This window comes from Pseudomonas sp. stari2 (assembly GCF_040760005.1).
Classification (GTDB): Bacteria; Pseudomonadota; Gammaproteobacteria; order Pseudomonadales; family Pseudomonadaceae; genus Aquipseudomonas.
On the sequence record NZ_CP099760.1, the window covers coordinates 5,210,568 to 5,232,560 of the forward strand.

The 21,993-nt window shown below is 60.6% G+C and carries 22 protein-coding genes; 18 read left to right on the plus strand and 4 right to left on the minus strand.

Annotation, left to right across the window (positions count from 1 at the left end; translation table 11 throughout):
- Positions 1–49 precede the first annotated feature (49 nt).
- Together NH234_RS23885 and ybaK are read right to left on the minus strand one after the other, a co-directional pair.
- Positions 50–832 (minus strand): PhzF family phenazine biosynthesis protein, encoded by a 783-nt coding sequence (locus NH234_RS23885; protein WP_367254461.1) that lies wholly within the window; start codon positions 830–832, stop codon positions 50–52.
- An 89-nt stretch (positions 833–921) separates the two neighbouring features.
- Positions 922–1,392: a Cys-tRNA(Pro) deacylase gene (gene ybaK, locus NH234_RS23890; RefSeq protein WP_085730172.1), complete on the minus strand. Its 471-nt coding sequence runs from the start codon at positions 1,390–1,392 to the stop codon at positions 922–924.
- A gap of 361 nt (positions 1,393–1,753) precedes the next feature.
- On the opposite strand from ybaK, the gene NH234_RS23895 reads away from it, so the two are divergent.
- The 14 genes from NH234_RS23895 (at position 1,754) to NH234_RS23960 (ending at position 15,862) form a co-directional block, all read left to right on the plus strand.
- The gene (locus NH234_RS23895) at positions 1,754–2,605 is read left to right on the plus strand and encodes an MIP/aquaporin family protein (RefSeq protein ID WP_367254463.1); all 852 of its coding nucleotides are present in this window, start codon (positions 1,754–1,756) and stop codon (positions 2,603–2,605) included.
- Between the two features lie 77 nt (positions 2,606–2,682).
- Complete coding sequence (gene glpK, locus NH234_RS23900) at positions 2,683–4,185, plus strand: glycerol kinase GlpK (RefSeq protein WP_367254464.1); 1,503 nt, start codon at positions 2,683–2,685, stop codon at positions 4,183–4,185.
- 95 nt (positions 4,186–4,280) lie between these two features.
- Complete coding sequence (locus tag NH234_RS23905; protein WP_007953179.1) at positions 4,281–5,036, plus strand: DeoR/GlpR family transcriptional regulator; 756 nt, start codon at positions 4,281–4,283, stop codon at positions 5,034–5,036.
- 198 nt (positions 5,037–5,234) lie between these two features.
- On the plus strand, positions 5,235–6,770 hold the full coding sequence (gene glpD, locus NH234_RS23910; RefSeq protein WP_085730170.1) for a glycerol-3-phosphate dehydrogenase: 1,536 nt from the start codon (positions 5,235–5,237) through the stop codon (positions 6,768–6,770).
- Positions 6,771–7,112: 342 nt separating this feature from the next.
- Positions 7,113–8,039 carry a glutamate/aspartate ABC transporter substrate-binding protein gene (locus tag NH234_RS23915; protein WP_085730169.1) on the plus strand — a complete coding sequence of 309 codons (927 nt, stop codon included), beginning with the start codon at positions 7,113–7,115 and terminating at the stop codon, positions 8,037–8,039.
- A gap of 192 nt (positions 8,040–8,231) precedes the next feature.
- Positions 8,232–8,978, plus strand: a complete 747-nt coding sequence (locus tag NH234_RS23920) for an amino acid ABC transporter permease (protein WP_085730168.1) — start codon at positions 8,232–8,234, stop codon at positions 8,976–8,978.
- The gene (locus NH234_RS23925; RefSeq protein ID WP_170929650.1) at positions 8,975–9,649 is read left to right on the plus strand and encodes an ABC transporter permease subunit; all 675 of its coding nucleotides are present in this window, start codon (positions 8,975–8,977) and stop codon (positions 9,647–9,649) included. The genes NH234_RS23920 and NH234_RS23925 overlap by 4 nt, the downstream gene beginning before the upstream one ends.
- Positions 9,646–10,380: an amino acid ABC transporter ATP-binding protein gene (locus NH234_RS23930; RefSeq protein ID WP_085709475.1), complete on the plus strand. Its 735-nt coding sequence runs from the start codon at positions 9,646–9,648 to the stop codon at positions 10,378–10,380. Before NH234_RS23925 ends, NH234_RS23930 begins: the two co-directional genes overlap by 4 nt.
- Positions 10,381–10,445: 65 nt before the next feature.
- Positions 10,446–12,359, plus strand: a complete 1,914-nt coding sequence (locus NH234_RS23935) for a sensor histidine kinase (RefSeq protein ID WP_085730167.1) — start codon at positions 10,446–10,448, stop codon at positions 12,357–12,359.
- Positions 12,356–13,684 (plus strand): sigma-54 dependent transcriptional regulator, encoded by a 1,329-nt coding sequence (locus tag NH234_RS23940; RefSeq protein WP_085709473.1) that lies wholly within the window; start codon positions 12,356–12,358, stop codon positions 13,682–13,684. Before NH234_RS23935 ends, NH234_RS23940 begins: the two co-directional genes overlap by 4 nt.
- 20 nt (positions 13,685–13,704) lie before the next feature.
- Entirely contained in the window at positions 13,705–14,034 is a 330-nt protein-coding gene (locus NH234_RS23945) for a GlpM family protein (RefSeq protein WP_170929652.1), read from the plus strand.
- A 121-nt stretch (positions 14,035–14,155) separates the two neighbouring features.
- Positions 14,156–15,076 carry an arginase gene (locus NH234_RS23950; RefSeq protein ID WP_085730164.1) on the plus strand — a complete coding sequence of 307 codons (921 nt, stop codon included), beginning with the start codon at positions 14,156–14,158 and terminating at the stop codon, positions 15,074–15,076.
- Positions 15,073–15,447: an EamA family transporter gene (locus tag NH234_RS23955; protein WP_085730163.1), complete on the plus strand. Its 375-nt coding sequence runs from the start codon at positions 15,073–15,075 to the stop codon at positions 15,445–15,447. The genes NH234_RS23950 and NH234_RS23955 overlap by 4 nt, the downstream gene beginning before the upstream one ends.
- Positions 15,440–15,862, plus strand: coding sequence for an EamA family transporter (locus NH234_RS23960; RefSeq protein WP_134827966.1), 423 nt, complete (start codon positions 15,440–15,442; stop codon positions 15,860–15,862). The genes NH234_RS23955 and NH234_RS23960 overlap by 8 nt, the downstream gene beginning before the upstream one ends.
- A gap of 45 nt (positions 15,863–15,907) precedes the next feature.
- Here NH234_RS23960 and NH234_RS23965 read toward each other — a convergent pair whose 3' ends face one another.
- On the minus strand, positions 15,908–16,774 hold the full coding sequence (locus NH234_RS23965) for a fatty acid desaturase (protein ID WP_367254466.1): 867 nt from the start codon (positions 16,772–16,774) through the stop codon (positions 15,908–15,910).
- 67 nt (positions 16,775–16,841) lie between these two features.
- Positions 16,842–17,603, minus strand: coding sequence for a MipA/OmpV family protein (locus NH234_RS23970; RefSeq protein ID WP_367254467.1), 762 nt, complete (start codon positions 17,601–17,603; stop codon positions 16,842–16,844).
- Between the two features lie 218 nt (positions 17,604–17,821).
- Here NH234_RS23970 and NH234_RS23975 point away from each other — a divergent pair, with 218 nt between their 5' ends.
- Genes NH234_RS23975 through NH234_RS23990 form a run of 4 tightly spaced genes read left to right on the plus strand, consistent with a single transcriptional unit; the run spans position 17,822 to position 21,985 of the window.
- The gene (locus tag NH234_RS23975) at positions 17,822–18,550 is read left to right on the plus strand and encodes an HAD-IB family phosphatase (RefSeq protein ID WP_367254468.1); all 729 of its coding nucleotides are present in this window, start codon (positions 17,822–17,824) and stop codon (positions 18,548–18,550) included.
- Positions 18,543–19,937, plus strand: a complete 1,395-nt coding sequence (locus NH234_RS23980) for an aminotransferase class III-fold pyridoxal phosphate-dependent enzyme (RefSeq protein WP_085709465.1) — start codon at positions 18,543–18,545, stop codon at positions 19,935–19,937. Before NH234_RS23975 ends, NH234_RS23980 begins: the two co-directional genes overlap by 8 nt.
- Positions 19,934–20,815, plus strand: coding sequence for an alpha/beta fold hydrolase (locus NH234_RS23985; RefSeq protein WP_085730158.1), 882 nt, complete (start codon positions 19,934–19,936; stop codon positions 20,813–20,815). Before NH234_RS23980 ends, NH234_RS23985 begins: the two co-directional genes overlap by 4 nt.
- A 42-nt stretch (positions 20,816–20,857) precedes the next feature.
- Entirely contained in the window at positions 20,858–21,985 is a 1,128-nt protein-coding gene (locus NH234_RS23990; protein WP_085730157.1) for a GNAT family N-acetyltransferase, read from the plus strand.
- Positions 21,986–21,993 lie beyond the last annotated feature (8 nt).

Genomic DNA, 21,993 nt, shown 5'->3' on the forward strand with positions numbered 1-21,993 from the left:
TCTGTAAAAAAACAATGAGGGAGCCTGATGGCTCCCTTATTTTTTGGCTTCAGCCCAGCATCAATGTGCCGCTGGCCACCAGCGTCGCATTCCCGCCGATCTTCACCCGCTCGCCTTCCAGCCGACAGAACAGCTCCCCGCCCCGCGCCGAACGCTGGCAGGCGGTCAGGCTCGACTTGCCCAGACGTTTTGACCAATACGGAATCAGGCTGCAATGGGTCGAGCCGGTCACCGGGTCTTCATTGATACCGATGGCCGGAGCGAAGTAGCGCGAGACGAAATCATGCTGATTGCCCCGGGCCGTGACGATGGCGCCCAACCACGGCAGCTTGGCCAGGGCGACCATGTCCGGTGTGCAATCGAGCACCGCCTGCTCCGACTCCAGCACCACGAACAGCTCGTTGGAGCCCAGCACGTCCACCGCTTCGACGCCCAATGCCCGCTCGACATCCAGCGTCACACCGATTTCCGACGGCACAATCGAAGGGAAATCCAGCCACAAACGCCCCTCTTCGCGACTGACACTCAACGGGCCGGACTTGCAGGTGAAATCCAAGCGCTCGGCCGTTTCTTTATAGATCTCGAACAATACATACGCGCTGGCCAGGGTCGCGTGACCGCACAATGGCACCTCGGTGGTCGGCGTGAACCAGCGGATATGCCAGGCCTGGCCTTCGCGCACCAGAAACGCGGTTTCCGCCAGGTTGTGCTCGGCGGCGATCTTCTGCATCAAGTCGTCCGCGAGCCAGGCGTCGAGCCGATAGACCATCGCCGGGTTGCCACTGAAGGGCCGATAACTGAATGCGTCGACCTGATGAAACTCGAGCTGCATAACCTTCTCCCTGTGTCAGTCGAAAGAGCATGCCGCTACGGCTCGTTCATCGCCAGTGACAGAACCGGCCAATTTTCTTCATACAGAACTCAGGCGCGACCAATGTCGGCGAACTTCGCCTGGGTGTGCTCGGCGAGGACCGCGGGCGCCAGTTCGACTTCCAGGCCGCGTCGACCGGCACTGACATAAATGGTCGCAAAACCCTGCGCGGAATTATCAATAAAGGTGCGCAGGCGCTTTTTCTGCCCCAGCGGGCTGATGCCGCCCAACAGGTAACCGGTGGAACGTTGCGCGGCGGCCGGGTCGGCCATTTCCACTTTCTTCACGCAGGCGGCGTGGGCCAGCCCTTTGAGGTCGAGGCTTCCGACGACCGGCACCACCGCGACCAGCAATTCACCTTTTTCACTGGCCGCCAGCAGCGTCTTGAACACCTGCGCCGGCTCCAGCCCCAGCTTTTCCGCGGCCTCCAGCCCGTAGGATGCCGCCTTGGGGTCATGTTCGTAACTGTGCACGCGATGTTCGGCACGAACTTTTTTCAACAAGTCCAACGCAGGGGTCATGGCAGCTCCAGGCTCGGCAGTGGCAAAAAATCCTGCGCCGGATTCTAGGCCATCGCCACGTAAAAGGCTCTACTGCGCGCCACGTTTCCCAGGGCTTGCAGGCTGACAGCCGCATTGCCCTACGAGTGCCTCGCAGGATCATTCACCTGACTGATAGTTTATTTGTGACTGACGGTTCACTTTCGACCTTTGACAGCTTTGTTTCTTGTCTATATTTTTTCGAATCTGAATAATGTAAGAATTATCATCACCGCAGCACCCAGCAGTAAACCGGGAACAGGATGGGGATCCTGCCCCGGCGAAAATCGCGCCTTGCCCTGTCGGCAATCGCGCCAGACAACAACAAAAACCGAGGTTTTCAATGACAACTGCGTTACAGCAACCATCGTTCTCGAGCCAGTGCCTGGCCGAGTTTCTGGGTACTGCACTGCTGATCTTTTTCGGTACGGGCTGCGTCGCCGCGCTCAAGGTCGCGGGCGCAAGCTTCGGCCTGTGGGAAATCAGCATCATCTGGGGCGTCGGCGTGAGCATGGCGATCTACCTCACCGCCGGAGTTTCCGGTGCGCACCTGAACCCTGCCGTCAGTATCGCCCTGAGCATTTTCGCCGACTTCGAAAAGCGCAAACTGCCGTTCTACATCCTCGCCCAGGTCGCCGGCGCCTTCTGCGGTGCGCTGTTGGTTTACACGCTGTACAGCAACCTGTTCTTCGATTTCGAACAAACTCACCATATGGTTCGTGGCTCGGCCGCCAGCCTTGAACTGGCGTCGGTGTTCTCAACTTTCCCGAACCCTGCGCTGTCGACCGCCCAGGCTTTCCTGGTCGAGGTGATCATCACCGCGATCCTGATGGGCGTGATCATGTCCCTGACCGATGACAACAACGGCCTGCCAAAAGGCCCGCTGGCGCCGCTGCTGATCGGCTTGCTGATTGCCGTGATCGGCAGCTCGATGGGCCCGCTGACCGGTTTCGCGATGAACCCGGCTCGCGACTTCGGACCGAAACTGATGACTTTCTTTGCGGGCTGGGGTGAAATTTCCTTCACCGGTGCACGTGAAATCCCGTATTTCCTGATTCCGATTTTTGCACCGATTGTCGGTGCCTGCCTCGGCGCTGCCGGGTATCGCGGGCTGATCGCCCGTCACCTGACCGGCGCCACACCTGCTACAAAGGATGCAGAACCGGCCATTGACGGCAAACCAAGAACTTCTTGAAACAGTCGGCGCAGGTTCCTGCCCATTCGAACCTGCGCCACGGCCCACTCTCCCTTATTTCGTCCAAGGCAATCGACATGACCGACATTCAGAATAAGAACTACATCATTGCCCTCGATCAGGGTACGACCAGCTCCCGCGCGATCATTTTCGACCGCGATGCGAACGTGGTCTGCACCGCGCAGCGCGAATTCGCCCAGCATTACCCGCAAGCCGGCTGGGTCGAACACGACCCGATGGAAATCTTCGCCACCCAGAGCGCGGTGATGGTCGAAGCGCTGGCCCAGGCCGGTCTGCATCACGACCAGGTGGCCGCCATCGGCATCACCAACCAGCGTGAAACCACCGTGGTCTGGGACAAGACCACCGGCCGCCCGGTCTACAACGCGATCGTCTGGCAATGCCGCCGCAGCACCGAGATCTGCCAGCAGCTCAAGCGCGACGGTCATGAAGACTACATCCGTGAGAACACCGGTCTGGTCACCGACCCGTACTTCTCCGGCACCAAACTGAAGTGGATCCTCGACAACGTCGAAGGCAGCCGTGAGCGTGCGCGCAACGGCGAACTGCTGTTCGGCACCGTCGACAGCTGGCTGATCTGGAAATTCACCGGCGGCAAGGTGCACGTCACCGACTACACCAACGCCTCGCGCACCATGCTCTTCAACATCCACTCGCTGGAGTGGGATTCGAAGATGCTGGAGATCCTCGACATCCCGCGCGAAATGCTGCCGGAAGTCAAAGCCTCCTCGGAAATCTACGGCCGCACCAAGAGCGGCATCGCCATCGGCGGTATTGCCGGCGACCAGCAAGCTGCACTGTTCGGCCAGATGTGCGTGGAGCCGGGCCAGGCGAAAAACACCTACGGCACCGGTTGCTTCCTGCTGATGAACACCGGCGACAAGGCGGTGAAATCCCAGCACGGCATGCTCACCACCATCGCCTGCGGCCCGCGCGGCGAAGTGGCTTACGCTCTTGAAGGCGCTGTGTTCAACGGCGGCTCGACCGTGCAATGGCTGCGCGATGAACTGAAAATCATCAACGACGCCCACGACACCGAATACTTCGCCAATAAAGTGAAGGACAGCAACGGCGTCTACCTGGTGCCTGCCTTCACCGGCCTCGGTGCTCCTTACTGGGACCCATATGCCCGTGGCGCGCTGTTCGGCCTGACTCGCGGCGTGCGTGTGGATCACATCATCCGCGCTGCGCTGGAATCGATTGCCTACCAGACCCGCGACGTGCTCGACGCCATGCAACAGGACTCCGGCGAACGCCTCAAAGCCCTGCGCGTGGACGGTGGTGCGGTGGCGAACAACTTCCTCATGCAGTTCCAGGCCGACATCCTCGGTACTCAGGTCGAGCGCCCGCAAATGCGCGAAACCACTGCACTGGGTGCCGCTTACCTGGCAGGTCTGGCGTGCGGTTTCTGGGGCAGCCTGGAAGAATTGCGCGGCAAGGCAGTGATCGAGCGCGAGTTCGAACCGGGCCTGGACGAAGCGGCAAAAGAGAAGCTGTATAAAGGTTGGAAAAAAGCCGTCAGCCGTACCCGTGACTGGGAACGTGAGGACGCTGAATAAGCCAGTCTGAGGACTGGTAACGGCATGTAACTGGTCGGGAGCGGATTCCTGCGGCATCATGGGCAAATTTTGCACGGCAGCCCAAAGGAAGCCCCATGAATCTGCCTCCCCGTCAGCAGCAAATCCTCGAGCTGGTCCGCGAACGCGGCTATGTGAGCATCGAGGAAATGGCCACGCTGTTCGTTGTTACCCCGCAAACCATCCGCCGCGACATCAATCAACTGGCGGAAGCCAATCTGCTGCGTCGCTACCATGGCGGCGCCGCCTATGATTCCAGCGTCGAAAACACCGCCTATGCAATGCGCGCCGATCAGATGCGCGATGAAAAACAACGCATCGGTGAAGCCATCGCCGCACAGATTCCCGATCACGCCTCGCTGTTCATCAACATCGGCACCACCACCGAATCCATCGCCCGCGCCCTGCTCAATCACAGCCACCTGAAAATCATCACCAACAACCTGCACGTCGCCTCGATGCTCAGCGCCAAGGATGATTTCGATGTGCTGCTCACCGGCGGCAATGTCCGTCGCGACGGCGGCGTGGTGGGTCAGGCGAGCGTGGACTTCATCAACCAGTTCAAGGTCGACTTTGCGCTGGTGGGCATCAGCGGCATCGACGAAGACGGCAGCCTGCTCGACTTCGATTACCAGGAAGTGCGGGTGTCCCAGGCGATCATCGCCAATGCCCGGCAGGTGATCCTGGCGGCGGACTCCAGCAAGTTCGGGCGTAACGCGATGATTCGCCTCGGTCCGATCAGCCTGATCGATTGCCTGGTGACCGACCAGCAACCGGTGCCGGCCCTGGCGCAACTGCTGAGTCAGCACAAGATTCGCCTGGAAGTCGTTTAACCCCCACCCCGCACAAGGCGCCTGCATCGGCGCCTTGTGCGCATCTGATGTTCGAATATTTTCCTTTCTCCGCCCTTCGATGAGTTTTTTCAATCGAAGTCGACTGGCTGCGCGCGTCTTTATGGGCTACCATTTTCGCAAATGAACATTAATGTTCGATTTCCAAGACAGAAAATCAAAAGAGCCCGAGGCCAGCCGATGTCCACCTCTACCTTGCGTACGCCCCCTATCTCCGAGATCTACGATATCGCCGTCATTGGCGGCGGGATCAATGGCGTGGGGATCGCAGCGGATGCCGCCGGTCGCGGTCTTTCGGTGTTCCTTTGTGAAAAGGACGACTTGGCCAGCCACACCTCGTCGGCCAGCAGCAAGCTGATCCATGGTGGTCTGCGCTACCTCGAACATTATGAATTCCGCCTGGTGCGCGAAGCCTTGGCCGAGCGCGAAGTGCTGCTGGCCAAGGCCCCGCACATCGTCAAACCTATGCGTTTCGTACTGCCGCACCGCCCGCACCTGCGTCCGGCCTGGATGATCCGTGCCGGCCTGTTCCTGTACGACAACCTCGGCAAGCGCGAAAAACTCGCAGGTTCCAAAAGCCTGAAGTTCGGCGCCGACAGTGCGCTGAAAAGCGAAATCACCAAAGGCTTCGAATATTCCGATTGCTGGGTCGATGACGCCCGCCTCGTCGTATTGAACGCCATGGCCGCCCGTGAAAAAGGCGCCCATGTGCACACCCAGACTCGTTGCGTCAGCGCTCGTCGCGCCAAAGGCCTGTGGCACCTGAACCTGGAACGCGCCGATGGCAGCCTGTTCTCGATCACCGCCAAGGCATTGGTGAACGCCGCCGGCCCGTGGGTCGCCAAGTTCATCCGCGACGACCTGAAGATGGAATCGCCGTACGGCATCCGCCTGATTCAGGGCAGCCACATCATCGTGCCGAAGCTGTACGAAGGCGATCACGCGCACATTCTGCAAAACGAAGATCAGCGCATCGTTTTCACCATTCCGTACCTGAACAACCTGACGCTGATCGGCACCACCGACCGCGAGTACACCGGCGATCCGGCCAAAGTGGCGATCACCGACGGCGAAACCGATTACCTGCTGAAAGTGGTCAACGCCCACTTCAAGAAGCAGATCAGCCGTGACGACATCCTGCACACTTACTCGGGCGTACGCCCACTGTGCAACGACGAATCCGACAACCCTTCGGCCGTGACCCGCGACTACACCCTGGCGCTGTCGGGCAGCACTGAAGAGGCCCCGTTGCTGTCGGTATTCGGCGGCAAGCTGACCACCTACCGCAAACTCGCCGAGTCGGCGATGGTGCAACTGATGCCGTTCTTCACCCAGATGCGTCCGAGCTGGACGGCCACCGCCACTCTGCCGGGCGGCGAAGACATGACCACGCCGCAGGCCTTGAGCGCGCTGATCCGCGACAAGTTCGACTTCGTGCCAAGTGAAATCGCCCGCCGCTGGGCCACCACCTACGGCAGCCGCACCTGGCGCATGCTCGAAGGCGTGGACAGCCTCGCCGACATGGGTGAACACATCGGCGGCGGTCTCTACACCCGTGAAGTCGATTACCTGTGCGCCGAAGAGTGGGCCACTACAGCCCACGACATCCTGTGGCGCCGCAGCAAGCTGGGCCTGTTCACCACCCCGGCCGAACAGGAAAAACTGGCGGCCTACCTGAACCAGGTCGAGCAGAACCGCAAGATCGAAGCGGCCTGATCGATCCGCCGGTAAAACGAAAAGCCCCTGAATCGAGAGATTCGGGGGCTTTTTGCATTCAGGCTGAAACAACTGGCTATGCATGATGTTCGGTTTTCCGAACGCGACCTGTCAATCGATTCGGATAACCGGATCAGAAACGCCGAAAAACACCATCACAAAACCTTAATAATCAAATAAATCAACAAGTTAACTTGTAGCAACTGGTCTGGCACGAGTCATGCTCTACACTCCTTCGACGAATGCCTGTTGCGCCAGCACAACAGGAGCCGTCAGGCATTCAAAGCACAAAAGGGCCCGCTCAACCGGCTCCATAAAAAAAACAATGTCGAGGAAAATTTGATGCGCATCGTTCCCCATATCCTGGGCGCAGCCATTGCTGCCGCTCTGATCAGCACACCAGTTTTCGCTGCCGAGCTCACCGGCACCCTTAAGAAGATCAACGACTCGGGCACCATCACCCTCGGGCATCGTGACAGCTCCATTCCTTTCTCCTACATCGCCGATGCTTCGGGCAAACCCGTGGGCTACTCCCACGACATTCAGGTCGCTATCGTCGAAGCCCTGAAAAAAGACCTGAACAAGCCTGACCTGAATGCCAAGTACAACCTGGTCACCTCGCAAACCCGTATCCCGCTGGTGCAGAACGGCACCGTGGATATCGAGTGCGGCTCCACCACCAACAACGCCGAACGCGCCCAGCAGGTCGACTTCACCGTCAACATCTTCGAAATCGGCACCCGCCTGCTGGTCAAGAAAGACAAGGAAGGCAAGCCGTCCTACGCTGACTTTGCCGACCTGAAAGGCAAGAACGTCGTGACCACCGCCGGCACCACCTCCGAGCGCATCATCAAGGCGATGAACGCTGACAAGCAGATGGCCATGAACGTCATCTCCGCCAAAGACCACGGCGAATCCTTCCAGATGCTGGAAAGCGGCCGCGCCGTCGCCTTCATGATGGACGACGCCCTGCTGGCCGGCGAAGAAGCCAAAGCCAAGAAGCCGGACGACTGGGTCATCACCGGTACTCCACAGTCCTTTGAAGCCTACGCGTGCATGGTTCGTAAAGACGATCCGGCCTTCAAGAAGGCTGTAGACGACGCCATCGTCGCGCTCTACAAGTCCGGCGAGATCAACAAGATCTACAGCAAATGGTTCGAAAGCCCGATCCCGCCGAAGGGCCTGAACCTGAACTTCCCGATGAGCGAAAAGGTTAAAGAGCTGATCGCCAATCCGAGCGACAAGCCTGCGCCAGACGTAAAAATCTGACACTGATCTAACCTTGTCACCTGAGGGAGCCACCCCTCCCTCGGGCGACAGTTAATACCTGCTGGTTTCAACTGGAACACTCGACCTGGTGGTTTTCGAGCCGATCGCGTGTGCCTGACGTTCAACGTCAGACGGGAAAGGATCTTCCCCAGGCGGGCACTTGTACATCGATCGAATCGAGGGGAGACCCTAATGAATTACAACTGGGACTGGGGCGTGTTCTTCAAGTCCACCGGCGTGGGCAGCGAGACCTATCTCGACTGGTTCATCGCAGGTTTAGGCTGGACCATCGCCATCGCCGTCGTGGCCTGGATCATCGCCCTGTTGCTGGGCTCGCTGCTGGGCATCATGCGCACCGTGCCGAACCGCATCGTGGCGGGCATCGCGACCTGCTACGTCGAACTGTTCCGCAACGTGCCGCTGCTGGTTCAGCTGTTCATCTGGTACTTCCTGGTACCCGACATGCTGCCGCAGAACCTGCAGGACTGGTACAAACAGGACCTGAACCCGACCACCTCGGCCTACCTGAGCGTTGTCGTGTGCCTGGGCCTGTTCACCGCCGCCCGTGTCTGCGAACAGGTTCGCACCGGTATCCAGGCGCTGCCACGTGGCCAGGAATCCGCCGCCCGCGCCATGGGTTTCAAGCTGCCGCAGATCTACTGGAACGTGCTGCTGCCCCAGGCCTACCGGATCATCATTCCGCCGCTCACCTCGGAATTTTTGAACGTGTTCAAGAACTCCTCCGTGGCCTCGCTGATCGGTCTGATGGAACTGCTGGCGCAAACCAAACAGACCGCCGAGTTCTCGGCCAACCTGTTTGAAGCCTTTACCCTGGCGACCCTGATCTATTTCACCCTGAACATGAGCCTGATGCTGCTGATGCGCATGGTCGAGAAGAAAGTCTCCGTGCCCGGCCTGATCTCCGTAGGGGGTAAATGATGGACTTCGATTTCAGTGGCATCGTCCCGGCCATTCCCGGCCTGTGGAACGGCATGCTGATGACCCTCAAGCTGATGGCGCTGGGCGTGGTTGGCGGGATCATCCTCGGTACCATCCTTGCGTTGTGCCGTCTGTCCCACAGCAAACTGCTGTCGAACCTCGCCGGCGCCTACGTGAACTATTTCCGTTCGATCCCGCTGCTGCTGGTGATCACCTGGTTCTACCTGGCAGTGCCTTTCGTGCTGCGCTGGATCACCGGCGAAGACACGCCGATCGGCGCGTTCACCTCGTGCATCGTGGCCTTCATGATGTTCGAAGCGGCGTACTTCTGCGAAATCGTCCGTGCCGGCGTGCAGTCGATTCCGAAAGGACAGATGGGTGCCGCCCAGGCACTGGGCATGACCTACGGCCAGATGATGCGCCTGATCATCCTGCCCCAGGCGTTTCGCAAGATGACCCCGCTGCTGCTGCAGCAGAGCATCATCCTGTTCCAGGACACCTCGCTGGTCTACACCGTGGGCCTGGTGGACTTCCTCAACTCCGCCCGCTCCAGCGGCGACATCATCGGACGCTCCAATGAGTTCCTGATCTTTGCCGGTGTCGTCTACTTCATCATCAGCTTTGCCGCCTCGCAGCTGGTCAAGCGTCTGCAAAAAAGGTTCGCCGTATGATCTCTATCAAGAACATCAACAAGTGGTATGGGGACTTCCAGGTGCTGACCGATTGCAGCACCGAGGTCAAAAAGGGTGAAGTGATCGTGGTCTGCGGTCCGTCCGGTTCGGGCAAGTCGACGCTGATCAAGTGCGTCAACGCACTGGAGCCGTTCCAGAAAGGCGATATCGTGGTCGACGGCACGTCGATTGCCGATCCGAAGACCAACCTGCCGAAACTGCGCTCGCGCGTCGGCATGGTGTTCCAGCATTTCGAACTGTTCCCGCACCTGACCATCACCGAAAACCTGACCATCGCGCAGATCAAGGTACTGGGCCGCAGCAAGGAAGAAGCGACCAAGAAAGGCCTGCAACTGCTTGATCGTGTCGGCCTGTCGGCTCACGCCCACAAGCACCCCGGCCAACTGTCCGGCGGTCAGCAACAGCGCGTGGCGATCGCCCGTGCGCTGGCAATGGACCCGATCGTCATGCTGTTCGATGAACCCACCTCGGCGCTGGACCCGGAAATGGTCAACGAAGTGCTCGACGTGATGGTGCAACTGGCCCACGAAGGCATGACCATGATGTGCGTGACCCACGAAATGGGCTTCGCCCGCAAAGTGGCTGACCGCGTGATCTTCATGGATGCCGGCAAGATCATCGAAGACTGCAAGAAGGAAGAGTTCTTCGGCGACATCAGCCAGCGCTCCGAACGCGCGCAGCATTTCCTCGAGAAAATCCTGCAGCACTAAAAAACTGCCGGACTCCCCGACAGCAACTGTCGGGGAATCCGGGTGGTTGACCCAAGGCATCTGTGATGAAATGCGACCCCAATCTCTATCGCGCAACCACGCCATCACTTGCCGTGAAACCCCGTCTGATCCGCCATTTGTTCTTGCCGCCGCTGGTCATCATCCTGATGATCGGACTGGGTTACGCCGGCTTCTGGATCAGTGAACGCTTCGGCATTCGCAGCCTCAGCGAAAACGGCCAGCGCCAGCTCGAACTGAACGCCCGCGCCGTTGAAAGCGAAATCAGCAAATACACCTACCTGCCCAGCCTGCTGGAACTCGAATCGAGTGTTTCACAGTTGCTCGGCGACCCGACCCCGGAACACCGGCAAACGGTCAACGATTATCTGGAGGGCCTGAACCGGCGCAGCCGCAGTCGGGCCATCTACGTCATGGACACCACCGGTCGTGTCATGGCCACCAGCAACTGGCGCGATGTCGACAGTTATCTCGGCGAAGACCTGTCCTTCCGCGCCTACTTCCAGAAAGCCGTGCGTGGCGAACCCGGACGCTTCTACGGGATCGGCAGCACCAACGGCGAACCGGGCTATTACCTGGCCCACGGCCTGGAAGAGCACGGCAAGATCATCGGCGTCGCGGTGGTCAAGGTGCGCATGGAGGCCATGGAAGAGCGCTGGCAACGGGCGCGCCTGGAAGCCTTCGTCAGTGACGAGAACGGCATCATCATCCTCTCCAGCGATCCGGCCCGTCGCCTCAAGTCCGTGGTGCCGCTGAGTGACGAGACCAAGGAAAAACTTGCCCGCAGCCTGCAATACTACTGGTTCCCGCTCAACGAATTGCAACCGCTGGCGCGGGAAACCCTGGCCGAAGGCGTGGAAAAACTCACGTTCCCGGCCAACAGCGAAGTCCTGCCGCAACAGGACCGCGACGAAGAGAACATCAGTTACCTGGCGCAGACCCGGCCATTGAGTGACACGCCGTGGAATTTCACCCTGCTCACGCCGTTGCAGGACCTGCGGCGCGAAGCGATCAATCAGGGAATCCTGGTGGCGGTCGCCTTTGCGCTGGTGGCGTTCCTGCTGATTGCCTGGAACGAGCGCCGCAAGGTCATCGCCACCAGACTCGCCGCCCGGGAAGCCCTGCAGGAAGCCAACAATCAGCTGGAGCGTCGGATTACCGAACGCACCGCCGACCTGCGCGCCAGCAATGACCGGCTCAAGAGTCAGATCCGCGAACGCCGTCAGGCCGAAGAGACACTGCGCCGCGCTCAGGACGAATTGGTGCAGGCGGGCAAGCTCGCAGCCATCGGTCAGATGTCCACCAGCATCGCCCACGAACTGAACCAGCCATTGGCAGCGATGCGCACCTTGTCCGGCAATACGATTCGCTTTCTGGAACGAGGTCAGCTCGACGTCGCCAGCACCAACCTGAAAACCATCAACGACCTGATCGACCGCATGGGCCGGATCACCGCCAGCCTGCGCTCGTTCGCCCGGCGCGGCGACGACAAGGGTCGAGCCAGCCTCGGCAAGGCGGTGGATGCCGCACTGCAAGTGCTCGGCGCTCGGGTCGAGCAAGCATCCCTACAAGTGCATCGTCAGTTCATTGATGTGCAGGTGCAGATCGACCAGACGCGACTGGAGCAGATTCTGGTCAACCTGATCGGCAACGCCCTCGACGCCATGCAGGCACAACCGTTGCCGGAGCTGTGGCTGGAAGGCGAAGAATTCGACGGCAAATATCGCCTGCGGGTGCGCGACAACGGCCACGGTATCGACGCCGAAGCGCGCAAGCATCTGTTCGAACCGTTCTTCACCACCAAACCCGGCGAACAGGGCCTTGGCCTCGGCCTGACCCTTTCGGCCAGCCTGGCAGCCGCCACCGGCGGACATCTGGGTGTCGAGCACCCGGCCAGCGGTGGTACCACCTTCGTCCTCAGTTTACCGTTGGTAAGCCCTACTCCTGCCGAGCCAATATGAACAACGACCTTAGTGTGCTGATCGTCGAAGACGATCCCCATGTGCTGCTCGGCTGCCAGCAGGCGCTGACCCTGGAAGACATCCCCTGCATCGGCGTCGGCAGTGCCGAAGAAGCGCTGGAACGGGTCGGCGACAATTTCGCCGGCATTGTCATCAGTGACATCCGCCTGCCCGGCATCGATGGCCTGGAGCTGCTGACCCGCCTCAAGCAACGGGACCGCAGCCTGCCGGTGGTGCTGATCACCGGTCACGGCGACATTTCCATGGCGGTCGGCGCGATGCAGAAAGGTGCCTACGACTTCATGGAAAAACCGTTCTCCCCGGAACGGCTGGTGGATGTGGCCCGGCGTGCGCTGGAGCAACGCAGCCTCGCTCGTGAGGTCTCGTCCCTGCGCCGGCAACTGGCCGAGCGTGATTCCCTTGAAGGACGGATCATCGGTCGCTCGCCAGCGATGCAGAACCTGCGTGAACTGATCGCCAACGTTGCCGACACTTCGGCCAATGTATTGATCGAAGGCGAGACCGGCACCGGCAAGGAACTGGTCGCCCGTTGCCTGCATGACTTCAGCCGCCGCCACACCAAGCAATTCGTCGCGCTGAACTGCGGTGGCCTGCCGGAAAACCTGTTCGAAAGCGAAATCTTCGGCCATGAGGCCAACGCCTTCACCGGCGCCGGCAAGCGGCGCATCGGCAAGATCGAACACGCCGACGGCGGCACGCTGTTCCTCGATGAAGTGGAAAGCATGCCGCTGCCGTTGCAGATCAAACTGCTGCGGGTGTTGCAGGAACGCACCCTCGAACGCCTCGGTTCGAACCAGAGCGTGGCGGTGGATTGCCGGGTGATCGCGGCGACCAAGTCCGACCTCGACGAATCGAGCAAGGCCGGCGAGTTTCGCAGCGACTTGTACTACCGCCTCAACGTGGTGACGCTGGAATTGCCGCCTCTGCGTGAGCGTCGCGAAGACATCCTGCAACTGTTCGAACACTTCACCCAGCAATCGGCCCTGCGCTTCGACCGCGCACTGCCGGAGCTGGACAACCAGACCCTGTCCAGCCTGATGAGCCACGACTGGCCGGGCAACGTGCGCGAATTGCGCAACGTCGCCGAACGCTTCGCCCTCGGTTTGCCCGCGTTCAAGAAGTCTGGTGCCGGCAGTGGCGGTCAGGGCCTGGCGTTCGCCGAAGCGGTGGAAGCCTTCGAACGCAATCTGCTCAGCGATGCCTTGCAACGCAGCGGCGGCAACCTGACCCAGGCCAGTCTGGAACTGGGCATGGCCAAGACCACGCTGTTCGACAAAGTGAAAAAATACGGTCTGAGCCATTAAGCGAGAACGATGTGGATCTGATTTTCAAAGCCTTTCTCGGTGCGGCGGTGGTGGTGATCCTCGCCATGCTGGCCAAGACCAAAAACTATTACATCGCCGGTCTGGTGCCGCTGTTTCCGACCTTCGCCCTGATCGCCCACTACATCGTCGGCAAGGGCCGTTCGGTCGAAGACCTGAAGACCACCATCGTGTTTGGCATGTGGTCAATCATTCCCTACTTCGTTTATCTGGCGACGCTGTATGTGATGGTCGACCGGATGCGCCTCGAAGCTTCGCTGGCCGTCGCGGCTGTCGCGTGGCTGATAGCGGCGACGGTGCTGGTCAGCGTCTGGGTCCGCCTGCACGCCTGAGCTGCCGTGCGGGAGAGGGGCTGGCCCGTCCCTTGCATTTACCCCCGAAAGCCCGCCCGGCCGGCGCTCATGTTCGATGAGGCCGGTGTCTGGGAGGGTCTGCCAAGGGTGAATTGCGACCTTGAATATTTTAGATCTCGACCACAGCCTGACCGCTCAGGCGTCCATCGCGCGGCTGCTCGACAGCGGCCGCGCCCGGCGCCTGGACCTGCTCGACCTGGGCCCGAAACTGCGGCTCTGGTCCAGCGAACGCACCTTCCGTCGCTTTGCCGAACGCCTGCGTGAGCGGCCCCGGCACAGCGGCCCTGCGCCGGAAATCTTCTTCGTCGGCTCCGGCGACTATCACCATCTGACCCCGGCCTTTCTGACTGACTTGCCGGAGCCAGTGAGCCTGATCCACTTCGACAATCATCCCGACTGGGTTCACTTTGCCCCCCGTCGCCACTGCGGCTCGTGGGTAAATCAGGCGCTGAAACTGCCGAACATCGAACGCATCGTCACCCTCGGGCCGTGCAGCGATGACCTGCAAAATCCGCAGATCAAGGGTGGCAATCTCGGCGCCCTCAAACGCGGGGTGTTGCAGCTGTTCCCCTGGCAGCATCCGCCGTCGAAAGTCTGGGGGCGGGTGGGTGACGGCGTCGGCCATCAGCAACAGGAAAACCTGCTGCACTGGAACAACCTGGCCGATCAGGACTGGTCGGCGTTTCTCGAGCGGATGATCGCCAGCCTTCCGACCCAAGCCGTGTGGATCACCATCGACAAGGACGTGCTGGCCAGCGAAGACGCCGCGACCAATTGGGATCAGGGCCAGATGCGCCTGAGCCATTTGCTTCAGGCCATCCGCAGCCTCGCCGCCAGCAAGCGCGTGATCGGCATCGACATCTGCGGCGAGTTCGCCCGCCCGGCCTTCAGCAACGCGTTCAAACGCTGGGAAGCCAAGTCCGACCAGCCCCCGGCCGAGCGCTGGAGCGAAACCGATCTGCTGCGCAACTCGGCGACCAATCAGGCGCTGATCGAGTTGTTCGAGGAGCTGTTCCCATGACCTTGACCGTGATTCTGCTGGTGGCGTTTTCCATTGTGCTCGACGTGATCGGCCAGCTCTGTTTCAAACTCGGCCTGGACCGCTTGCCTGAGCTTGAGGGCGGTTTTCGGCTGGGGGCGTTCTGGGGCCAGGTGTTCAATGCACCGCTGTTGTGGTGCGGGATCGGCGCCTACGTGATCGAGTTTTTCGTCTGGCTCGAAGCCTTGTCCCGGGCGCCGCTGAGCCTGTTGTTCCCCGCCGCCGCACTGGCCTATTGCGGCGTGGTGCTGGCCGGCAAGCTGTTCCTTGGCGAAACCGTCAGCCGCCGTCGCTGGATGGGCACTCTGGTGATTACGGCGGGCGTGATGCTCGTGTGTGTCGGCCATGCCTGATTCTCAACTGATACTCAAAAGGAATGGCTCGATGGATTGGCTGCACGGCCGCCTCGGCACCGTGGTGCTCTGGGCGTTGCTGATCATTCTGGAAAGTGGCGGGCAGATCGCGACCAAGGTCGGTGGTGATCAACTGGGGCAAATGGACTTCACCCTGCAATGGCTACTCAGCGTCGCCCAGGCACCGGGCGTGCTGGTGGCGATTGCCTGCTACATCGGCGCGTTCTTTGTCTGGATGCTGATTTTGCGGCGCAGCAGCCTGTCGCTGGCATTTCCGCTCAGTTCGCTGGTATTTGTCGGGGTGTTGCTGGGGTCGTGGCTGGGCCTTGGTGAACAGATCAGCCTGCTGCACTGGGTGGGCGTGGCCGTGATCATGGGCGGCATTGCGCTACTGGCCGAGGGCGAGGAAAACTGAGGTGAACGGTCGTGGGAGCCTGCCGGCTCCCACATTTTTTACGGTTCAATCCTTGCGATGCGCCACCAGAAATCCGAGGCCATGGGCCACCGGAATGTCCTTCACCCCCGCCTCCCGCTGCTGCCCGGCGATCTCCCGGTGAAACGCCTTGACCCGGGTCCAGTGCATTTTCGGCCGGTAGTGATGCTCGGCGTGGTAGCCGTTGTTCATCCATAGCAGGTTGTAGAGCGGGCTGTAGGCGCTGACGCCCCAGGCGATGGGCGAATCCGGGTTGCCGCCGAAATGCTCGTAGTAACCGTTGAGCGACGACAGCGCCTGCCCCAGATACCAGAACGGCAGCAACACCAGCACCGCCCGCCAGTCACAGATCGCCAGCCCCAGATAGAACGCCACTGTCACACCGATCTCCACCTTGACCCAGCGCGCATCGGCGGGACGTTTACGCTGCATCTCGTCGTAGATCGGCTTGGGGTCGTCGCGAAAAAAACTCAGGAAGGTGTAGGCCCATGGATTCTCGGGCTGACCGTCCTTGCCGCGCTGATAGATCGACAACGGATCGATGGTCTTGCCATCCGCCCCCGGCCGGTCCGAATTGCCCCGGTGATGACGATTGTGGATATCGCGATAGAGGGTCTGGGAAAAACCGATGGTCACCGACAGCAGTAGATCAAAGGCGCGGTTGAGCCACGCCGGTGTGAAGTAGGCGTTGTGGATCTGATTGTGGGAAATGCTGTTGATGCTCCATGACAGGCTCACCGCGTAAACCAGCGCCAGCGGCAACAACGCCCACCACGACAATTCATGAAAGGCCAGGACCAGCCACACCACAAAGGCGAAATGGGCCATTCCGAGGGCGATGGGAATCAGGTCCCACAGCGAGTGGGCCAGCAGACGATAAACAGGGCGAGCCATGAAGAACATCCTGAAACAATGGGTTCGTCACGGCTGTCTGCAAAGGCCAGACCAGTTCCCGCCGGGGTCACTTGAATTTATAGGCGATCGCCATCTGCACCTCGCCCTGATTGGTATCGCCGACGCTTTTGACGATGCTGCTGTCAGCTGCCGAGTTCGTCAGGTGAATCCAGCTGGCGCTGGTCACCAGCGACCATTGCGGCCCAAGCGGGAACTCGAAACTCTGGGTCAGCGCAATGTTCTGCAGGCCACCGCCAGCGTTGTAGGCGCGGATGCCGGACGCCAGGGCTTCCTTGTCGCTGACACCGAAGAAGGTGTTGTTCTGCCGCGCGTTGGCGAAATGCGCGGTCAGATTGCTGCTGCCAATCACGCCGCCGCCCAGTGGATAACCGATCTCGCCACCGACCCGACCGAGCACGCCGCCCTGCCCGCCATTACCGCCGATGGCCTGGCCAACGGAGGCGAACACCCGCCAGAAGTCGGCCGGGGCGTACTGCACGAAACCACCGGCCTCGGCCATGTCGGGCACATCGCGCAAGCCGCGCAGTTCGCCGTTGGACGTGCGGCCCGGCAGGTAATTCACATAGGGGCCGGCGCTGAAACCGTTGGCCTTCAAGGCGCTCCAGGTCAGGCCATCGTCGGTGCTGAGGCTGACATCGCCCCAGTCCAGATCGAGATACGGTATCGGCCGGGTTTCATAACGGCTGCCACTCGGGTCGTGAGGCTGATAACCCAGGCCCACGCCCGCCTCCCCGGTAATCCCTTGCGCCATTGCGCCTGCTGAAAAAACGCTCAGCGCCGCGAGTAAAAACAGTGTCTTCCTCATCATGAGGCCATTCCTTTCATTGAACATGCGCGCATCAATCCCCGGATGCCACCCACCGCGCAAGCACTCATGTTGTTTGTAGCAAGCTACAAAAATTGTAGCTTCGAATTGCCAAAGCACCTCATCGGCCCCGTCGGCAAGGGGTTCCCGGCACTTGGCACAGTCCCTGCTCTACCCCTCGGCAAGCGCACACAGCGCGCTCTGACCAATAGGTAATGCAGATGATTGACTGGCATATCGTGTGTGACTTCGACGGGACCATCACCCGCACCGACGTGATCGACAGCATCCTCGAACGCTTCGCCGACCCGAGTTGGGAAACGATCGAAAACCAGTGGCTGGCCGGTGAAATCGGTTCCCGTGAATGCCTCAGCCGCCAGCTCTCGCTGGTCAAGGCCACGCCCGGCCAATTGCTGGAATTCTTCGACAGCATCGAGATCGATCCGGACTTCCCCGACTTCGTCGACCACGCCATCGGCCTGGGAGCTTCGTTCGAAGTGGTCAGCGATGGCATCGAGCAAGGCATCGCGCGGATCCTGTCGCGCAACTACGTGACCCTGCTGCCGATCCTCGCCAACCGCCTGCGACAGCTCGATCACGAAAGCTGGCGCATCGACTTCCCGCATTCCAGCGACGCCTGCCGCGCTGCCTCCGGCAACTGCAAATGCAAATCCACGCCCGGCAACAAACGGGTGCTGGTGATCGGTGATGGCCAGTCCGACATGTGCGTGTCGTCCACCGCCGACTTCGTCTTCGCCAAGGGTCGCCTCGCCGAGTACTGCGAGCGTAACGCGATCCCTTACGCCCGCTTCGACAGCTTCGCCGAACTCCCGGCGCTGTTGGCCCTGCTGCCAAAGGCCAGCGCCGCCAACGCCACCGCTTTCAATGCCGAAGCTTTCAACTCGGAAACTTTCAATACAGAAACCCAGGAACTCTTCCACCATGTCTGATATTCGAATCGCTACCCAGGAAGACCAGATCCTTCTGGAAAAAGAAGCCAAGTACTGCTCCTACGGCGACACCGTTCACTACATCGAGCCGCCGCGCATTTTCAGCCGCTGCGAAGGCTCCTACGTCTGGGACACCGAAGACCAGGCTTACCTCGACCTGCAAATGTGGTACTCGGCGGTCAACTTCGGTTACGCCAACCCGCGCCTGAACAACGCGCTGAAACAGCAGATCGACACCCTGCCGCAAATCGCCAGCCAATATCTGCACAAAGGCAAAATCGAGCTGTCGGAAATGATCGCCGTGGACGCCAAGAAGAAGTTCGGCCTCGATGGTCGCGTGCACTTCAACGTCGGCGGTTCGCAGTCCATCGAGGACTCGCTGAAAGTCGTGCGTAACGCCAGCAACGGCAAGAGCCTGATGTTCGCCTTCGAAGGCGGTTATCACGGTCGCACCCTCGGCGCCTCGTCGATCACTTCCAGCTACCGCTATCGTCGCCGCTACGGCCACTTCGGCGAGCGCGCCAACTTCATCCCGTTCCCGTACCACTTCCGTGGCCCGAAAGGCATGACCAAGGAAGAATACGGCAGCCACTGCGTGCAGCAGTTCGCCCGTCTGTTCGAGACTGAATACAACGGTGTCTGGGATCCGAAGGTCGGCGCCAGTGAATACGCTGCGTTCTACGTCGAGCCGATCCAGGGCACCGGCGGCTACGTGATTCCGCCGATGAACTTCTACAGCGAACTCAAGCATGTGCTGGACCAGCACGGCATCCTGATGGTGGTCGACGAAATCCAGATGGGCTTCTATCGCACCGGCAAGCTGTGGTCGATCGAACACTTCGACGTCAAACCGGACGTGATCGTCTTCGGCAAGGCACTGACCAACGGCCTCAACCCGCTGGGCGGCATCTGGGCCAAGGAAGAACTGATCAACCCGAAAGTCTTCCCGCCAGGTTCGACCCACTCCACCTTCGCCTCCAACCCGCTGGGCACCGCCGTGGGCCTGGAAATGTTCAAGATGACCAGCGAAGTCGACTACGGCGCGATGGTCATGGCCAAGGGCAAATACTTCCTCGAAGGCCTGCAGGACCTGCAGAAACGCTACCCGATCATCGGCGACGTCGATGGCCTGGGCCTGGCCCTGCGCTGCGAAATCTGCGCCCCGGACGGCTTCACCCCGGACAAGGCCACCCTGGACTTCATGGTCGAGGAAGGCATGAAAGGCGACATCGAGATCGACGGCCGCAAACTGGGCCTGATCCTCGACGTGGGCGGTTACTACAAGAACGTGATCACCCTCGCGCCGTCGCTGGAAATCAGCTACCCGGAAATCGACCTGGGCATCGCCCTGCTCGACCGTCTGCTGGCCCGGGCGATGAAACGATGAACGCGGCCGGGATCGATCTGGGCGAAGGCGACGCCGGTTTCGTTCTCGGCACAGGGGAGGTCGCGGTGTTGTTGATCCACGGCCTCACCGGCACCCCGACGGAGTTGCGTCGGGTCGCCGTGGGACTGGCCAAGGCCGGTTGCACGGTGTACGTGCCGACTCTGGCCGGGCACTGCGGCGGCAATGCCGACCTGCAGGCCACCGGCTGGCGCGACTGGTACGAAGGCGTGCGCAAGACCTTCGTCGGCATTCGTCGTCAGCACAGCAAGGTATTCGTCGGTGGTCTGTCGATGGGTGCGGTGATGTCGATGTACGTGGCGTCCGAGCATCCGGGCCAGGTGGCCGGGCTGCTGATGTATTCCACGACTTTGAAGTACGACGGCTGGAGCATCAACAAACTGGCGTTTCTCACGCCGTTGCTGATGAAAATCCCGTTTGGCGTGCACATCTGCAAGTTCGAAGAGAAACCGCCCTACGGCATCAAGAACGAGCGCCTGCGGGCCATCGTCGAACGACAGATGAAGGAAGGCCACAGCAGTGAGGCCGGCCTGTTGACCATGGAAGGCGTGACCGTGCGCGAATTGCACCGGATGAACGCCGTGGTGCGCAAGCGCATGCCTTCGATCACCGTCCCGGCACTGGTGCTGCATTCCATCGAGGACGACATCACCAGCCGCTGGAACGCCGACTACGTGGAACGCAAGCTCGGTGGCGAAGTGGTGAAGATCCTGCTGGACGACTGCTATCACATGATCACCGTCGACCTGCAGTACCGACGCGTCGTGGAACTGAGTGTGCAGTTCATCCAAAACCACCGCACCGACCTGCCGCTCACCGCTCCCTCCCTGCCGGCCGAGGAATACCGGCAACGGGCGTGAGTCGACTGCAAAACGATATGCCTTGCCGGTTAAGGAAACGACGTGATCACGGCCCAAGCCTTTTCAACCATCGAAGCGATTGATCGCGACGCGTGGAATGCCTGCTTTCCCGAGGAGCTCGAAGACTGGGCCTACTATCGCGCCGTTGAACAGGCCGGCATCGACGGCTTTCACTGGCGCTATCTGGCGCTGTTTGAAGACGACCGCCTGATTGCGGCGGTCGTGGCCTTCACCACGGCTTATTCGCTCGACACCACCCTGCAGGGCACCGTCAAAGGCTTCAGCCAATGGCTGCGCAGTTGTTGGCCGGGACTGTTCGACATTCGCCTGTACGCCCTCGGCTCACCGGTGGCGGAGCAGTGTCACGTCGGCACCCTCCCGACTATCGATCCGGCACATTTGCCGTCACTGTTCGCACGCCTGCTGAAACTGGCTCGTGAGGATGCGGACCAGGCCGGGGTCGGCCTGCTGGCCGTCAAGGATGCTTCCCATCGCAACCCGCAATGGTTGCAGGCCTGCCGCGAGGCCGGTTTGCAAAGCATGCCGGGATTGCCCGGTGCCGAGCTGCCGATCAAATTCGCTTCGGTTGACGCCTACCTCGGCACCCTGGGGAAATCTACCCGCAAGGACTTGCGCCGGACCCTGCGCGGTGCAGGACCGCGAATCGAATGGCGACGTTCGGTGGACGACCTGCTGCCGACCATGATGCGGCTTTACGAAGCGACACTGGCGCGCAGCGACCTGACCTTCGAATGCCTGCCGGCCGCGTACTTTCGCCAGGTGCTGGAACACCTCGACGAGCGGGCCGCCTGCGTTTTGTATTGGGTTGATGATGAGCTGGTGGCGTTCAATCTGGTGCTGCTGGACGAACAGCGGCTGGTGGATAAATTCTTCGCCCACGATCTGGCCAGGACCCGCGAGCACAAACTGTACATGCGCAGCTGGCTGGCCAATGTCGGCTACTGTATTGAACACCGCATCCCGATCTACGCGTGCGGCCAGGCCGGTTATGCCAGTAAGCTGCGCCTGGGTTGCTCGTTCATCGGCAACACTGTGTTTTTCCGCCACCGCCATCCCGTGCTCAATCAACTGCTGCGGCTGGTGAAGATTTTCATCCGCCCGGACCGCACCGATCCGGCCATGGCGACTGCGATAAGCGAACAACAATAAGCGAGCAT

Coding starts and splice junctions, on each gene's coding strand:
- NH234_RS23885 (WP_367254461.1), bottom strand. CDS start 832: ATGCAGCTCGAGTTTCATCAGGTCGACGCATTCAGTTATCGGCCCTTC.
- ybaK (WP_085730172.1), bottom strand. CDS start 1,392: ATGACCCCTGCGTTGGACTTGTTGAAAAAAGTTCGTGCCGAACATCGC.
- NH234_RS23895 (WP_367254463.1), top strand. CDS start 1,754: ATGACAACTGCGTTACAGCAACCATCGTTCTCGAGCCAGTGCCTGGCC.
- glpK (WP_367254464.1), top strand. CDS start 2,683: ATGACCGACATTCAGAATAAGAACTACATCATTGCCCTCGATCAGGGT.
- NH234_RS23905 (WP_007953179.1), top strand. CDS start 4,281: ATGAATCTGCCTCCCCGTCAGCAGCAAATCCTCGAGCTGGTCCGCGAA.
- glpD (WP_085730170.1), top strand. CDS start 5,235: ATGTCCACCTCTACCTTGCGTACGCCCCCTATCTCCGAGATCTACGAT.
- NH234_RS23915 (WP_085730169.1), top strand. CDS start 7,113: ATGCGCATCGTTCCCCATATCCTGGGCGCAGCCATTGCTGCCGCTCTG.
- NH234_RS23920 (WP_085730168.1), top strand. CDS start 8,232: ATGAATTACAACTGGGACTGGGGCGTGTTCTTCAAGTCCACCGGCGTG.
- NH234_RS23925 (WP_170929650.1), top strand. CDS start 8,975: ATGATGGACTTCGATTTCAGTGGCATCGTCCCGGCCATTCCCGGCCTG.
- NH234_RS23930 (WP_085709475.1), top strand. CDS start 9,646: ATGATCTCTATCAAGAACATCAACAAGTGGTATGGGGACTTCCAGGTG.
- NH234_RS23935 (WP_085730167.1), top strand. CDS start 10,446: ATGAAATGCGACCCCAATCTCTATCGCGCAACCACGCCATCACTTGCC.
- NH234_RS23940 (WP_085709473.1), top strand. CDS start 12,356: ATGAACAACGACCTTAGTGTGCTGATCGTCGAAGACGATCCCCATGTG.
- NH234_RS23955 (WP_085730163.1), top strand. CDS start 15,073: ATGACCTTGACCGTGATTCTGCTGGTGGCGTTTTCCATTGTGCTCGAC.
- NH234_RS23960 (WP_134827966.1), top strand. CDS start 15,440: ATGCCTGATTCTCAACTGATACTCAAAAGGAATGGCTCGATGGATTGG.
- NH234_RS23965 (WP_367254466.1), bottom strand. CDS start 16,774: ATGGCTCGCCCTGTTTATCGTCTGCTGGCCCACTCGCTGTGGGACCTG.
- NH234_RS23970 (WP_367254467.1), bottom strand. CDS start 17,603: ATGATGAGGAAGACACTGTTTTTACTCGCGGCGCTGAGCGTTTTTTCA.
- NH234_RS23975 (WP_367254468.1), top strand. CDS start 17,822: ATGATTGACTGGCATATCGTGTGTGACTTCGACGGGACCATCACCCGC.
- NH234_RS23980 (WP_085709465.1), top strand. CDS start 18,543: ATGTCTGATATTCGAATCGCTACCCAGGAAGACCAGATCCTTCTGGAA.
- NH234_RS23985 (WP_085730158.1), top strand. CDS start 19,934: ATGAACGCGGCCGGGATCGATCTGGGCGAAGGCGACGCCGGTTTCGTT.